Raw genomic sequence first — 14,170 nt, 5'->3', positions numbered from 1 at the left:
GATGTCCTCCAACAGAGCCGTAAACAGCTCGGCGAAGGCGTTTTGCAAGGCTCGAAACAAATCAAGTTCGATCTCTTTCCATGACAACGAATTTGTGGTAAGATGTTGTTGAATATTCATGGGACTCTCTCCTCCTGTTTGATGGTTTGGCAATGATCATCTTACCAGGGAGAGAGTCCTTTTTTCATGTTTCCTGCTTGGGATCCTACCGCGCTTCGCTTGGTGGCCCCGATGAGGGGGGATTGCGAACCTACGTTCCCAACCCCCTCATCGGGGAACTTCTAAGAATTTTTCCCACAAACATTTTACTCACACTTTTTTATATTTTCTGAAAAGGAAAATAAAATGTCGTTTTCCCGTGATATAATAGTAGTAACATGATACGTGGTTATGAATTAAGAAAGGAGGGAAAAAGGAGGTGTCAGCAACACCACAATACTTATTCCTTGATTTTGAATTTACGATGCCGGAAACAAAAACGGAGCCGAGGGGATTTTTTCCGGAAATCATTGAAGTCGGGCTTGTTGTGGTTGTCAACGACAAAGTATGCGACCAATTTTCCTCTTATGTGAAACCGACGCGATTTCCAGTGCTTACGGACCGGTGCAAATCGTTTTTAAATATTACGCAAGAACAAATAGATCAAGGAATGAGTTTTCACGAACTGGTCGCGTTGTTGCATAAGTACGATCGTTCAGGCCCAATCACGGTGGTTACGTGGGGAAGCATGGATATGAAAGTGTTAAAGGAAAACTGCATGGCCGCTAATCTGCCATTTCCATTTGCGGGCGAGCACCGCGATTTAGCGATGGAATATAAATTGTTTTTTGGAAACAAAAATCATACAGGATTGCGAAAGGCGATACAAGAATATGGAGATGAAGGGGTTGGAAAGGCGCATTGCGCTTTAGACGATGCTTTTACCACTTATAATATTTTCCGTCTAGTAGAAAATGATAAAAAATATTTAGTGAAAACAAAACCGCCAACGATTGGAGAGCGCATCGATTTTACGCAGCTAAGAAAAAAGTTTGCGTTATGAAGCCTTGGTGCCGTTTGTAAGCGGCTTTTGGCTTGTTATGGTATAATAGCTGATGTAACATTTTATGTGCGAAAGGTTGTTGAATGATGGCGGTTTCGTATATATTAGGTTTTATGTTATATTTTCCTGAAGATAAACGCGAATATATTCCTGCGGCAATCACATGCATGATTTTTCTTATAGCGGCTGTTTTAACGACACGGCTCATTATAAAAATTTCGCGATATCAAGAAGAAGCAGCGAAGCGATTGGAAGAACAGGTAATAAAAAATAACAAGGATAATGAAAAATAAATTGTCTAATCTGGTTTCCCTTTGGCAATACTAGATGCAAAAAAGTGTTGCTGGAGGGGTTTTGTGTTTCAAAAGACAGGTTTGTTGGTAGCGGTCGTCGTTTTATTCGCCATCGGCTGCCAACAGGAAGATGTGACAAATTTAGAAGTAAACATGATAAATAGTGACGGTGATTCCATTGGCACGGTAAAACTAGCAGAACAAGCGAAAGGGGTTAAATTGAAGCTTGATTTGGAAGGGCTTCCGCCCGGTGAACACGCGATTCACATTCATGAAAAAGGAGTTTGCAAAAAGCCGGATTTTCAATCGGCTGGAAGCCACTACAATCCAGACGGAAAAAAACATGGATTGCTTCATCCAGAAGGAGCGCATGCCGGCGACTTACCTAATATTATCGTAAAAGAGGATGGAACGGTAAATGTGGAATTGATTGCTCCAAATGTGACGCTAAAAGAAGGGGAAAAGGGGACGTTGTTAACAAAAGATGGAACGGCGATTGTCATCCACGCCGGAAAAGATGATGGGATGACGCAGCCGGCTGGAGATGCTGGGGGACGGATTGCATGCGGAGAAATAAAAAAATAAATCAAAGAAAAGGCTCTAACCTAATAAGGAAGAGCCTTTCGTATTTTTATAGCGAGAGACGGAAGCTAACGCACGAGAATCCAAAGCGAAAAAAACGATTGGCCTGAACTATTGAAGCGCCACCGTTAGACGATGAAGCGCGTCTTCTAGCGTTTTTTGCGGGCAAGCGATATTAATGCGAATGAATCCTCTTCCTTCTTCTCCAAATTTGCTTCCAAATTCTACGGCGATTTTCCCTTTTTCCAAAAGAAGCTGCTTGAGCTGCCGTTCCGTTTTGCCGAGCGGCCGGCAATCGACCCAAACGAGATAGGTTGATTCAGGACGGATGACGTGAAGTTTTGGCAAGTTCGTTTCTATGTAAGAACATAGGTGATCGATATTTTTCTGCAAATATTGCAAGAGCGCATCAAGCCATTCCCCGCCGTGCCGGTAGGCCGCTTCCGTGCCGGCAACCGCGAAGGTGTTAAGCGTAAAAAATCCTTGCCGCTGCTGTACTTTATTAAATTGCCGTTTCAACGCTTCATTTGGAATAATTGCGGCGGCTGCTTGCAGCCCGGCGAGGTTGAACGTTTTCGTCGGCGCGATGCACGTGACGCTTTTTTCGGCAAATGCCGGATCAATCGAAGCAAACGGAATGTGTTGGTACGGCGGAAACGTAAGATCTGCGTGAATTTCGTCGGAAATGACGATGACGTCATGTTTTATACATAATTCCCCTATTTTTATCAATTCTTCTTTTGTCCAAACACGGCCGCTAGGATTATGTGGGCTGCATAGCAACAATAATTTCGCACCAAGAATTTTTTCTTCGAAATCGTCCCAATCGATTTCATACCGGGTTTCCACAAGGCGAAGCGGGCTTGTTACAAGCGTGCGGCGGTGTTTCTTAACAAGCTGGAATAGCGGCGGATATACCGGCGTAAAGACGACGATGCGATCCCCTTCGTTTGTAAACGCCTCGATGGCCGTGGCAATCGCCGGCACTACACCGGTGGCAAACGAAAGCCATGATGGTTCGATTTCCCATTGATGCCGCGATTGGAGCCAATGTTTAACAGCGTCTTTTAAAGAATCAGGGATGACCGTATATCCGAAAATGCCGTGCGCGATTCGTTTGTTTAGCGCTTCGATGACGGCAGGTGGTGCTGGAAAATCCATGTCCGCTACCCACATCGGCAACACGTCTTTCGCACCGAAAACGCGCTCTGTGTCATCCCATTTCAAGGAATGTGTATTGCGGCGTTCGATGACATCATCAAATGAATACATGAAATGCATCCTCTCCCTTCTTTTTTTATGAATTATCGCTTATAATTTTTGTATGCTCCACATTTTTGCTTGGGAAGGTGATAGCCAAACGATGGACGCGCAACAAATGAACCGGCAGCTGCTTCATGCGATTCGGACGTGGGATCCGTTCGGCTACGGTGATGACGCTTATGAAACGGAAGCGGTCGATGTTTTGCAGGCAGTGTATGACTGCGATGAACCGACAACGCTTGCCGAAAAAATACAAGCTATTTATGAATTCTCGTTTGAAAAAAAGATTCCTTTGCATGAATGTGTAAAAATGGCGCAACAGCTTTTAGCGATGAAACAGGCTGCCGCATGTTCTCTTCCGTAGCGCGTATCGCACTACATAAAGCAGAATTCGTTTCAGCGGATTTTTTGTCGCAGCTTCGCTTTTTGTCGTTTTTCGCGCGAATCGATATGGATGATAGGAATTTTTCAATAGGGGGATGGAAAGATGAAACTGACCGAAAAAGAAGTGGAAATTATCGAAATATTAGAAAAAGATGCGCGCATTCCGATCGAGACGCTAGCAAAAATGGTGTCGCTATCTGTTGACGAAACGGAAGCGATTTTAAAAAAACTTGAGGAAACAAAAGTGATTGTGCAATATACGACGCTTGTCGACTGGCGAAAAGTGGACGGACATGAAGGCGTCACCGCGATGATTGATGTAAAGGTAACGCCAAAGCGGGGAGTAGGATTTGATGAAGTGGCGGAGCGCATTTATCACTTCCCGGAAGTAAAATCCGTTTATTTAATGTCAGGAGCGTATGATTTATCCGTTGTGATTGAAGGCCGCTCGATGTCAGAAGTGGCGAAGTTCGTTTCCGAAAAGTTATCGACGTTAGATTCCGTCATTTCAACGACGACCCACTTCATTTTGAAAAAATATAAACATGATGGTACGGTGTTTGACCAAGGAGATCAAGATCATCGTATCGTGATGGCGCCATGATGCAACAAACGAAAAAATCGTATTTGTCGGAGACGGTCGCTCGTCTGAAGCCATCTGGAATTCGCCGTTTTTTTGATCTTGCTTCCAGCATGGAGGGAGTAGTTTCCCTTGGCGTGGGCGAGCCGGATTTTGTGACATCATGGAGCATACGGGAAGCGTGCATTTTGTCGCTTGAGCAAGGATATACATCATATACGGCAAACGCAGGACTTTTGGAGCTCCGCCAAGAAATCGCCGCGTATTTGGCGCGCAAATTTCATGTAAAATACGATCCCGAAACGGAAATTCTCGTCACGGTCGGCGCAAGCCAAGCCATTGATTTAGCGCTGCGGGCGACGGTGAACCCAGGGGATGAAGTCATTGTTGTTGAACCTAGTTTTGTCGCTTACAGCCCTCTTGTTACGCTGGCAGGTGGAGTGCCAATTTCGGTTGGAACAAACGGAGACGATCATTTTAAACTTCGCCCTGAACAAATCGAACGGGTGATTACCGAGCGCACAAAAGCGCTGATCGTTTGCTCCCCGAACAATCCGACAGGCACCGTGCTTCATAAAGAAGAGTTGGAAGCTATTGCGCAAATTGTGAAAAAGCATGATTTGCTTGTCATTTCCGATGAAATTTACGCTGAACTGACGTATGACGGTCCGTACATAAGTTTTGCGGCAGTAGACGGAATGCGGGAGCGGACCATTTTGATTTCAGGTTTTTCGAAAGGGTTTGCAATGACTGGCTGGCGGCTTGGATTCGCTGCGGCGCCTGCGGAAATTTTGCAAGCGATGCTAAAAATTCATCAATATGCGATCATGTGCGCGCCGACGATGGCGCAGTACGCCGCGATTGAAGCGTTAAGAAACGGCGAACAAGACGTCGAATATATGAAAAAAAGCTATCACCGCCGCCGCAACTATTTTGTCCAATCATTAAATGAAATTGGGCTCAGCTGCCACATGCCCGGCGGAGCGTTTTACGCTTTTCCGTCCATTCGGGCGACAGGGATGACGTCGGAACAATTTGCGGAAAAGCTGTTATTGGAAGAAAAAGTGGCAGTTGTTCCTGGAAGCGTGTTTGGCGCGAGTGGCGAAGGATATATTCGCTGCTCCTATGCTTCCTCAATGGAACAGCTGCAAGAAGCGATCAAGCGAATGAAGCGCTTTTTAGATCGATTGTAGCCGTCCTGTTCCGCTATCATATCCGTGTGATAGCGGAACGGCTATTTTTTTGATTGATAAAAAATTATGTTATAATATAAAAACACATATTCATTTTGGAACTAGGAGTGTTTTGGTTGTCCAACATAGAAGTAGGAAGTATCGTGAAAGGAAAAGTCACTGGCATTCAGCCGTACGGCGTTTTTGTTGAATTAGATGGGGAAACGCAAGGGCTTGTCCACATTTCAGAAATTTCTCACGGGTTTGTGAAAAATATTAAAGATTACGTCAATGTCGGTGATGAAATAACGGTGAAGGTGTTGTCCATCGACCCGCAAACAAAACGAGCGAGCCTGTCCATGAAGGCGGTGGAAGAAAGACAAGGAAAAATGAAAAAACGACATGTAAAGGTGAAAATGTCGTTAAACCCAGGATTTAATACATTGAAGGAAAAGCTTCAGGAATGGATTGAGCAATCGAAAAAAGAAGACTTATCAAAGTAAAACACCCACCATTTGACAAGGTGAGTGTTTTGCTTTATTTATGTTCGGGAAGCTTTTGGTTCTGTGCGTCCCAATTCTTCCGCAGGTTTAAATAGAAGTGCGAGGTTAATAAGTCCGGCAATGCCAACGAGCCCATAAATGATGCGGGATAACACGGAATCTTGTCCGCCGAATATGGCGGCTACTAAATCAAATTGAAAGAGACCGATTAATCCCCAGTTGATAGCGCCGATGATCGTAAGTAATAGCGCAATGCGCTGAAGTGCACTCATTCGTAAATTCCTCCTTAACATTTTTCAATGATTCGCTTATAGAATGCATAATGTTTACTAAAAATATGCATAGTTTGTGAAAAAAGAGTAAATTGCTTTACACGTGAGGCAAGTGGTAGCCATAATAGAAGAAAAGGAGGATTTGATACATATGGAAAATTTTTCTTTTCGAAATCCAACAAAGTTGATTTTTGGCAAAGGACAGATTGAGCAGTTGAAAGAGGAAATACCGCGTTACGGGAAAAAAGTCCTTCTCGTTTATGGCGGCGGCAGCATTAAACGGAACGGGTTGTACGATGAGGTAATGAACATATTGAATGAGTTGAACGTGGAAGTAACGGAGCTTCCTGGCGTGGAGCCAAATCCGCGCTTGTCGACTGTACGAAAAGGCGTAGAAATTTGCAAAAAGGAAGGAATTGAGTTTTTGCTCGCTGTCGGCGGCGGCAGTGTCATTGACTGTACGAAGGCGATTGCGGCGGGTGCGAAATATGATGGCGATCCGTGGGATTTCATCACAAAGAAAGCGAAAGTTTCCGAAGCGCTTCCGTTTGGAACGGTGTTAACGCTTGCGGCAACCGGTTCGGAAATGAACTCTGGTTCGGTGATTACGAACTGGGAGACGAAAGAAAAATATGGATGGGGCAGTCCTGTGACGTTCCCGCAATTTTCGATTCTCGATCCGACATATACGCTAACGGTTCCGCGAGATCATACGGTTTATGGAATCGTCGATATGATGTCCCATGTGTTTGAACAATATTTCCATCATACGGCGAATACCCCGCTGCAAGACCGGATGTGTGAGGCGGTGTTGCGCACGGTCATGGAAGCGGCGCCGAAATTGGTCAATGATTTGCAAAACTATGAGTTGCGGGAAACGATTTTATATTGCGGCACCATTGCTCTCAACGGCTTTTTGCAAATGGGACTCCGCGGCGACTGGGCGACGCATAACATCGAGCATGCGGTGTCAGCGGTTTATGATATTCCGCATGCTGGGGGGCTTGCGATTTTATTCCCGAACTGGATGAAACACGTGCTTGATGAAAATGTCGGTCGGTTTGCTCAGTTAGCCGTCCGCGTTTTTGACGTAAATCCAGAAGGAAAAACAGCGCGGGACGTTGCATTAGAAGGAATTGAAAAATTGCGCGAATTTTGGTCAAGCATTGGGGCGCCGTCACGGCTTGCCGATTACGGAATCGGCGAAGAAAGTTTAGAATTAATCGCTGACAAAGCAATGGCGAACGGCGAATTTGGCAAGTTCAAAAAGTTAAACCGCGACGATGTGCTGGCGATTTTGCGCGCATCGTTATAATGCAAAAAGAGGCGGCGACGGCTGCTTCTTTTTAACTATTGACAGTCATGAAATGTTCAAAATGAATCCGTTTACATAACGGGGCACGACTTGATTCTGTCTCATTGTTTCGTTAAAGTGTAAGAAGGGTAGAACATTTTTGGTTGGAGGATCGAGCGTATGACACATATTCGTTTTGATTATTCAAAAGCGTTGGCGTTTTTTGGGGAACATGAGCTTACCTATTTGCGCGATGCGGTGAAAGTCGCCCATCATTCCCTTCATGAGAAAACAGGTGTAGGCAATGATTTTTTAGGCTGGATCGATTTGCCGGTGAATTATGACAAAGAAGAATTTGCCCGCATTCAAAAAGCGGCCGCAAAAATTCAAGCAGATTCCGACGTACTGTTGGTGATTGGGATCGGCGGTTCTTATTTAGGGGCGCGCGCGGCGATCGAGATGCTCCATCATTCGTTTTATAACGCGCTTCCGAAAGAAAAGCGAAATGCGCCACAAATCATTTTTGTTGGCAACAACATTAGCTCGACGTACATGAAAGATGTAATGGATTTGCTTGAAGGAAAAGATTTCTCGATTAACGTTATTTCGAAATCGGGAACGACGACAGAACCGGCGATTGCGTTCCGCATTTTCCGCAAGCTGTTGGAAGAAAAATACGGGAAAGAAGAAGCGCGCAAACGGATTTACGCGACGACGGACCGGGCGCGCGGCGCGTTAAAAACGCTCGCGACGGCGGAAGGATATGAAACGTTCATTATTCCAGACGACGTCGGCGGCCGTTATTCCGTGTTAACGGCGGTGGGGCTTCTGCCAATTGCGGTAAGCGGCGCCAACATCGCGGAAATGATGAAAGGGGCGGCGCAAGCACGCGAAGACTTCAGCAGTTCCGAACTCGAAGAAAACGCTGCCTATCAATATGCGGCGATCCGGAACATTTTATATAATAAAGGAAAAACGATCGAGCTGCTCGTCAACTATGAACCTGCGCTGCAATATTTCGCAGAATGGTGGAAGCAGCTGTTTGGCGAAAGCGAAGGGAAAGACCAAAAAGGGATTTTTCCAGCCTCGGCGAACTTCTCGACGGATCTTCATTCATTGGGACAATACATTCAAGAAGGACGCCGCGATTTGTTTGAAACGGTATTGAAAGTCGAAAAGCCGCGCCATGATTTAGTCATTGAAGCAGAAGAAAACGATTTGGACGGATTGAATTATTTGGCGGGAAAAACGGTTGATTTCGTCAATACAAAGGCGTTTGAAGGAACGCTTCTCGCCCATACCGATGGCAATGTGCCAAATTTAGTGATCACCCTTCCGGAATTAAATGAATATACGTTTGGTTACCTTGTCTATTTCTTTGAAAAAGCTTGCGCGATGAGCGGTTACTTATTAGGGGTAAATCCGTTTGACCAGCCAGGGGTAGAAGCGTATAAAGTCAACATGTTTTCTCTCCTTGGCAAACCGGGATACGAAGAGAAAAAAGCGGAACTGGAAAAACGCTTGAAATAATAAGAAGGGCTTTCCTTTTATGGAGAGTCCTTTTTTTCATGTATTAACATTTCTCATGGCATAAGAATTGCGGCGTTATTAAGTAAGTGTTTTCACACTTCTCTAACGCACACTAATAAATGTTCGAAAAAAAAATCATTTTTTTCGAACGCAAGGGAAATCAAAAAGAGAATTGTAGAGATCATGAATTGTTTACGTCTATTTAATTTTGAAGGTAATAGAGGTGGAACCAATTGTTGTGCTTAATGGAACGGAAAAGCAATAACAACGTTATATGGGCGATATTAAGTTTAGACATGGGAATTGCCGCGACAGCCGTTTTCAGCATGAGAAGAGGACGAAATGCTCAGTTATGATGCCAAAATCGATTCAGCGTGCGATGCAAGGTATAAACAGCTTTATGAATCAATGAATGAGAATGCCAAATTTAGCAACTATGGAATTTTCGAAAGAAATAGTGGAAAAGTCGAAGAGCATTCCAAATTAACCATTGCCATCAACAACAATAAAAAATAAGTTGGCACAGTTCGTTGTTCTCCTGATATTTTATTAACTATAAATATTTCCAATTTGATCTCTTCTATACAGACGGCAGTACTGTCAAGCTGAAGAGATTTTTTTGTAGAAATACCGCTGAAAAGGGATGATATACAAAAATGAGAACATTATTTTTTTGAAGGGATAAGCAACATAAAGTGCTATTATTTCCCACGATGAATTGAGTAGTCGTCAATAGGAAAACATAGGTGACAAAGAAGGTTTGTTTGTGGTGATTGCATTTCGTCATGATTGTAAGGGTAAATATTCCTTATATAGAGTAAATTGTAAAAAAAGCAACCGAACTTTCTGTGATTGACCAATTAACAATATCTTAATAAAAGTGTAACATTTATATAAAGAAATTTTTTTTATCATAAAATTAAAATAAATATGATGCAGACTGCATAACCCATGCAACAATGAGCATAAAAAATTCGAGTCCGTCTTGAGATTTTTACAGTGCCAAACAATCTAAAGTAGACAAGATATTGCATGCCAACTCTATACACTTACATGTAATACGGTGAGTGATGCATAAAATTTGTAACGCCATCGCAAATAAATACAATATATACCAATATAATATACAGATGGAGGGCTGTTTCGTTGAGTTACACTATTTTAGACATTGCTTCACGGGCTGGAGTTTCCAAATCAACGGTTTCGCGAGTAATCTCGGGGAAAGGATTTACAAGCCAGGAAGCACGAGAGAAGGTATTAAAAGCTATTGAGGAGTTGCAGTACAAACCAAACGCAGTAGCAAGAGCAATGGTTTCTCAACGGACTAATAATATTGGGGTCATCATCTACCGGCAACACTATCCGATTGCTTCCCACCCTTTCTATGGAAAAATCCTCGATGCTATTCTTATGAAAGCGAAAAACCTTCACTATTCCGTGTTTGTCACAACGGATAAAGAAGTGTCTTTAAAATCAGCAGATTTTATGCTGGAAAAACGAGTGGACGGGCTTATTCTAATCAGCAGGCTTAATCAAGAAGTAGTTGGTTATATCGACAAATTTAACGTTCCTTACGTGATTGTAAATGGAACAATTGAAAAGAATGATGTGATTCAGATTGTCAATCATGATAGAAAAGGTGGAAGTCTTGTTGCTGACCATTTGTATCAATTAGGCCATCGGAAGATCTTCGTGATTGCTGGGCCACAGGATCATCGCAGTCATAGCTTGCGTTTTGAAGGCTTTAGCCAGCGTATTAGGGAACTGGGCGGAGAAATTACGATGAGTGATATTTATTTTTCACCGACATCAACATTTGATGACGGTTATAAAGGGCTGTCTGATATTTGGGATCGCTTCCTAGCTAGAAAGCCAACCGCTCTTTTTGCTACAAACGATATGCTGGCTATGGGTGCTATGAAGTTTCTATTGGAAAAAGGGCTGAAAATACCTAATGATATAGCTGTTGCAGGTTTTGATAATATCGATTATTCAAACATGTTCCATCCATCATTGACCACGGTTCATATTGATAAGGTTAAAATGGGTGAAGATGCGGTTGTTTTATTGGATCAATTAATAAAAAAGAAAAGGATGTACAGCCGCTAAAGATCGAATATGAGCCGAAACTCGTTATAAGGGAATCGACTAATGGATCTTCTTACAAGTAAATCAATACTGAAATTGGAAAAAGGATAGTTACTAGGTAACATATCGCTTTTCCAAGATGAGTTATTGTTATTCCCCGACATGAACTTTTTGGTTTTGGATTGATTATAACCATAAAGTTCGGTAAGGGGAATTTTTTACGTTGATATAGTAAATTGTTAATTCATCTTAAACTATTTTTGCATTATTTTAGCATTTTGATAAAAGAGGCTTAATATTTTCACTTTATAATCGGAGTGTAAAGAGGGACAAGTTAGTTTATTAGGGGAGGAATAAATGTTATATGGGAACGTTCCCATAAGGTAATAGGTTTATACTCAACTCCCCTGCTTTAAATAGTAATTTCCTAAATTTAAAATGTGTGGGGTGAGAAAAAGATGAAAAAAATTACAGCAAGTGTCTTATCTACATTCATTCTCGCAATGGGAATTCTTTCTGGCTGTGGAAAGACTGATCAGTCTGTTGGAAGTGAGTCAAATGAGGATAAGTCTAAAGTAGTAACGATCGAAGCTCAAACAGCTGCACCAGAAATAACTCGAGTTGAAAATCTGGAAAAAGCGGCTGAAAAATTAAATGAAGAATTAAAACAACAAGGAAAGGATATTCGAGTAAAAGTCAAAACAAACTTATTTGAAGGAAGTTGGGAAGAGTATGCCAAACAATTTATGTTAGCTTTCAAGGCCAAAAAAGAGCCTGATATTTATGCGACAGGTCATGAAAACATCGGTTGGTTAGCGGATGGAAATTATATACTCCCTTTAGATGAACTAAAAAAATCTAAAGAATATTCTGATGTATTTTCAACTCTATGGGATTCTGTAACATATAAAGGTCATATTTGGGGTGCTTTGCAAGATACGGAAGCACGTCCTGTTTTCTACAATAAGGATGTTTTGAGAAAGCTTGGTTGGAGTGAAGAGCAAATTAATAATCTTCCGGAAAAAGTAAAGAACGGCGAATTTACACTGGATGATATGACAAAATTGGCTGAAGAAGCGGAAGCAAAGGGATTAGTACAATTTGGTATTATTCATCGTCCGGTAGACGGTCCTGATTTCCATGTAATGGTTTACAATTTTGGCGGAAAATTATATGACCCTGAAGAAAATAAAATTGTATTAGATAAAAAAGCTGTTGAAAAACAGTTGAACTATTACTATGAAATCGCACAGAAAAAATTAATACCAGGCAATCTTACTCAAATGGAATGGAGCAGTATTCACAAGGCGGTAGTAAACGGGAAGGCGTTGTTCTACTACGGAGGCATTTGGAACGTATTTAACTGGAGTCAAGACAATTTCCACGAAAAATTGGGTAAAGTGGATGAAAAATGGATCAATGAGCACTTTGGTATGATGCTTATTCCTGCGGCAGAAAAAGGTGGAAAACCAATTACTCTTTCTCATCCATTCGTATATACCGTTTCATCGCAAACAGAACATCTTGAATTAGTGAAACGTTTGTTGGAACTTGTGGCTAATCCTGCACTTCAAGCGGAACATGATGTAAAGACGTTCCATCTTCCTGTCACAAAAAGCGCTGCAGAACACCCGGACTTTAAAGCAAATGAAACATTGGGAAATGTAACATACATGCTTGAATATACGACATTCATTCCGAACCATGAAGGATTCCCTAAGTATTCCAAAGCAGTATTTGATGCCATTCAAGCAGTAGAACTTGGAAAGAAAACGCCAAAAGAAGCGTTAAAAGATTTAGAAGTGCAGTTGAAAAACGACCTTGGTGATCAGTTAAAGATTGTTGAATAAAAAGGTGGTGGTACCTGGCGTATGCTTGCCAGGTATCATCTTTAAAGGAGGTTAGAAAAGTGGGATCTGTTTTAAAAAAGTGGAAGTTGCCCGCCATTATGCTTGGACCATTTATCGTTCTGATCTTCCTTTTCTTTTTTCTCCCTGTTGTATTAATAGCCATATTGGCATTTACCAGTATGGATTCTGCCATGAGGTGGGATTTTAACGGATTGGCAAACTTTCAAAAGCTTGTGACTGATCCGAATATCTTGTTGATTGTAAAAAACACTGTCATTTACGTTGGTTTCACATTATTGATTAATGTGTTTTTTGGTCTGGTTTTAGGCATTTTGACAACCTACTTTATTCAAAAAGAATCCGTTGGTCTGTTTTTTCGAACGATTTGGATGTTGCCACGAATTTCTCCACCAGTCGTGTATGTGCTTCTTTGGTTATGGTTTTTTGATCCAAGTGAATATGGAGTGTTAAATAGTTTGCGAGCTATCTTTCATATGCCACCTAAGGAGTGGCTGACAACTCACCCGATGGTTGCTGTTATTTTAGCCAATGGATTAATTGGGGCTTCGTTTGGGATGATTATTTTTTCATCGGCTATTAAGTCCATACCGAAAGATTTATTCTACGCCGCAAATGTAGATGGAGCTTCTCAATGGTCGATCATTAAAGATATTATTATCCCGGCTATGCGTTGGCCGCTAATGTTTGTGACACTATGGCAGTTTTTGTCTTTACTTACATCCTATGAATATATTCTCTTGCTTACAAACGGTGGGCCTTTATTTGAGAGCGAAGTACTAGCTTTGTATTCGTATCATAAAGCTTTTCGGAATTTCGAATTTGGCTATGGTTCTGCTATTTCGCTTGTTCTTGTTTTGATTGCATTGATCTTTTCATTTATCATGTGGAAATTGTTCGGTATGAAAAAAATGATGGGCTCTTCAAGAATCGAATAAGAAAGCATTCCTGTTAGGAGCTTTTCCGGGGACTTGATCAAAAAAAGCCCTCTTGGTATGATGCAGGGGTGTCAAACAACACCTACCATCATGCCAAGGAGGACTTCAGATGAATTGTACACAAAATCATAAAATCAATCAAGTCACCGAACAAACGCTTGTCGTGGGAATCGATATCGCGAAACGAACCCACTACGCCTGCTTCGTGGATGACCGGGGGCGTGTGCTTCGAAAATCCTTCCCGTTCCTCCAGTCGAAGAAGGGATTTCGGCAGCTGAATGAAGCGATTCAGGAGGCGATGCAAGCGTTCGGGAAGTCACAGGTGATCGTCGCCGTGGAACCGACCGGGCACTACTGGTTG

The 14,170-nt window shown here is 42.2% G+C and carries 17 protein-coding genes; 14 read left to right on the top strand and 3 right to left on the bottom strand.

Annotation, left to right across the window (positions count from 1 at the left end; translation table 11 throughout):
* A partial coding sequence (locus BM278_RS19345; protein ID WP_244151207.1) for a UPF0236 family protein occupies positions 1-120 on the bottom strand: 120 nt, incomplete at its 3' end.
* A gap of 298 nt (positions 121-418) precedes the next feature.
* On the opposite strand from BM278_RS19345, the gene kapD reads away from it, so the two are divergent.
* The 3 genes from kapD (at position 419) to BM278_RS16260 (ending at position 1,920) form a co-directional block, all read left to right on the top strand.
* Complete coding sequence (gene kapD, locus BM278_RS16270) at positions 419-1,042, top strand: 3'-5' exonuclease KapD (RefSeq protein ID WP_090951857.1); 624 nt, start codon at positions 419-421, stop codon at positions 1,040-1,042.
* Positions 1,043-1,128: 86 nt separating this feature from the next.
* Positions 1,129-1,335 carry a hypothetical protein gene (locus BM278_RS16265; protein ID WP_090951853.1) on the top strand — a complete coding sequence of 69 codons (207 nt, stop codon included), beginning with the start codon at positions 1,129-1,131 and terminating at the stop codon, positions 1,333-1,335.
* Positions 1,336-1,398: 63 nt separating this feature from the next.
* Complete coding sequence (locus BM278_RS16260; protein ID WP_090951848.1) at positions 1,399-1,920, top strand: superoxide dismutase family protein; 522 nt, start codon at positions 1,399-1,401, stop codon at positions 1,918-1,920.
* A 108-nt stretch (positions 1,921-2,028) separates the two neighbouring features.
* Here the strand turns inward: BM278_RS16260 and BM278_RS16255 are convergent, their stop codons facing one another.
* Positions 2,029-3,189 carry a MalY/PatB family protein gene (locus BM278_RS16255; RefSeq protein WP_090951844.1) on the bottom strand — a complete coding sequence of 387 codons (1,161 nt, stop codon included), beginning with the start codon at positions 3,187-3,189 and terminating at the stop codon, positions 2,029-2,031.
* A gap of 91 nt (positions 3,190-3,280) precedes the next feature.
* Between BM278_RS16255 and BM278_RS16250 the strand changes: the two genes are divergently transcribed.
* From BM278_RS16250 to yugI, 4 genes are all read left to right on the top strand, one after another.
* Entirely contained in the window at positions 3,281-3,544 is a 264-nt protein-coding gene (locus BM278_RS16250) for a DUF1871 family protein (protein ID WP_244151205.1), read from the top strand.
* A 123-nt stretch (positions 3,545-3,667) separates the two neighbouring features.
* Positions 3,668-4,168 carry an Lrp/AsnC family transcriptional regulator gene (locus tag BM278_RS16245; RefSeq protein WP_090951841.1) on the top strand — a complete coding sequence of 167 codons (501 nt, stop codon included), beginning with the start codon at positions 3,668-3,670 and terminating at the stop codon, positions 4,166-4,168.
* The gene (locus BM278_RS16240) at positions 4,165-5,337 is read left to right on the top strand and encodes an aminotransferase (RefSeq protein ID WP_090951838.1); all 1,173 of its coding nucleotides are present in this window, start codon (positions 4,165-4,167) and stop codon (positions 5,335-5,337) included. The genes BM278_RS16245 and BM278_RS16240 overlap by 4 nt, the downstream gene beginning before the upstream one ends.
* 116 nt (positions 5,338-5,453) lie before the next feature.
* Positions 5,454-5,819, top strand: a complete 366-nt coding sequence (gene yugI, locus BM278_RS16235; protein ID WP_090951834.1) for a S1 domain-containing post-transcriptional regulator GSP13 — start codon at positions 5,454-5,456, stop codon at positions 5,817-5,819.
* Between the two features lie 38 nt (positions 5,820-5,857).
* On the opposite strand, the gene BM278_RS16230 is transcribed toward yugI, so the two are convergent.
* Entirely contained in the window at positions 5,858-6,091 is a 234-nt protein-coding gene (locus tag BM278_RS16230) for a DUF378 domain-containing protein (protein WP_090951831.1), read from the bottom strand.
* A gap of 151 nt (positions 6,092-6,242) precedes the next feature.
* On the opposite strand from BM278_RS16230, the gene BM278_RS16225 reads away from it, so the two are divergent.
* From BM278_RS16225 to BM278_RS16195, 7 genes are all read left to right on the top strand, one after another.
* Complete coding sequence (locus BM278_RS16225) at positions 6,243-7,406, top strand: iron-containing alcohol dehydrogenase (protein WP_090951829.1); 1,164 nt, start codon at positions 6,243-6,245, stop codon at positions 7,404-7,406.
* A 159-nt stretch (positions 7,407-7,565) separates the two neighbouring features.
* A complete protein-coding gene (locus BM278_RS16220) occupies positions 7,566-8,915 on the top strand; it encodes a glucose-6-phosphate isomerase (RefSeq protein WP_090951826.1) in 1,350 nt (449 codons plus the stop codon).
* A 342-nt stretch (positions 8,916-9,257) separates the two neighbouring features.
* Positions 9,258-9,431 (top strand): hypothetical protein, encoded by a 174-nt coding sequence (locus BM278_RS18915; RefSeq protein WP_013876315.1) that lies wholly within the window; start codon positions 9,258-9,260, stop codon positions 9,429-9,431.
* Between the two features lie 630 nt (positions 9,432-10,061).
* On the top strand, positions 10,062-11,024 hold the full coding sequence (locus tag BM278_RS16210) for a LacI family DNA-binding transcriptional regulator (RefSeq protein WP_425272989.1): 963 nt from the start codon (positions 10,062-10,064) through the stop codon (positions 11,022-11,024).
* Between the two features lie 437 nt (positions 11,025-11,461).
* A complete protein-coding gene (locus BM278_RS16205; protein WP_090951822.1) occupies positions 11,462-12,853 on the top strand; it encodes a sugar ABC transporter substrate-binding protein in 1,392 nt (463 codons plus the stop codon).
* Between the two features lie 59 nt (positions 12,854-12,912).
* Positions 12,913-13,809, top strand: coding sequence for a carbohydrate ABC transporter permease (locus BM278_RS16200; protein WP_013876318.1), 897 nt, complete (start codon positions 12,913-12,915; stop codon positions 13,807-13,809).
* A 109-nt stretch (positions 13,810-13,918) separates the two neighbouring features.
* Positions 13,919-14,170: IS110 family transposase (locus tag BM278_RS16195; protein ID WP_143093465.1), on the top strand; the 252-nt coding region annotated here is incomplete at its 3' end.

Source organism: Parageobacillus thermantarcticus, assembly GCF_900111865.1.
Taxonomy (GTDB): Bacteria; Bacillota; Bacilli; order Bacillales; family Anoxybacillaceae; genus Parageobacillus; species Parageobacillus thermantarcticus.
The sequence above is the reverse complement of the archived record's forward strand: the minus strand, read 5'-3'. Positions and strand labels throughout refer to the sequence as shown.

Bases quoted from the DNA above. Each gene is read 5' to 3' on its own strand.
- BM278_RS16205 (WP_090951822.1), top strand. From the start codon at position 11,462: ATGAAAAAAATTACAGCAAGTGTCTTATCTACATTCATTCTCGCAATG.
- BM278_RS16225 (WP_090951829.1), top strand. From the start codon at position 6,243: ATGGAAAATTTTTCTTTTCGAAATCCAACAAAGTTGATTTTTGGCAAA.
- BM278_RS16250 (WP_244151205.1), top strand. From the start codon at position 3,281: ATGGACGCGCAACAAATGAACCGGCAGCTGCTTCATGCGATTCGGACG.
- BM278_RS16255 (WP_090951844.1), bottom strand. From the start codon at position 3,189: ATGTATTCATTTGATGATGTCATCGAACGCCGCAATACACATTCCTTG.
- BM278_RS16265 (WP_090951853.1), top strand. From the start codon at position 1,129: ATGGCGGTTTCGTATATATTAGGTTTTATGTTATATTTTCCTGAAGAT.
- BM278_RS18915 (WP_013876315.1), top strand. From the start codon at position 9,258: ATGCTCAGTTATGATGCCAAAATCGATTCAGCGTGCGATGCAAGGTAT.
- BM278_RS16245 (WP_090951841.1), top strand. From the start codon at position 3,668: ATGAAACTGACCGAAAAAGAAGTGGAAATTATCGAAATATTAGAAAAA.
- BM278_RS16230 (WP_090951831.1), bottom strand. From the start codon at position 6,091: ATGAGTGCACTTCAGCGCATTGCGCTATTACTTACGATCATCGGCGCT.
- BM278_RS16240 (WP_090951838.1), top strand. From the start codon at position 4,165: ATGATGCAACAAACGAAAAAATCGTATTTGTCGGAGACGGTCGCTCGT.
- BM278_RS16220 (WP_090951826.1), top strand. From the start codon at position 7,566: ATGACACATATTCGTTTTGATTATTCAAAAGCGTTGGCGTTTTTTGGG.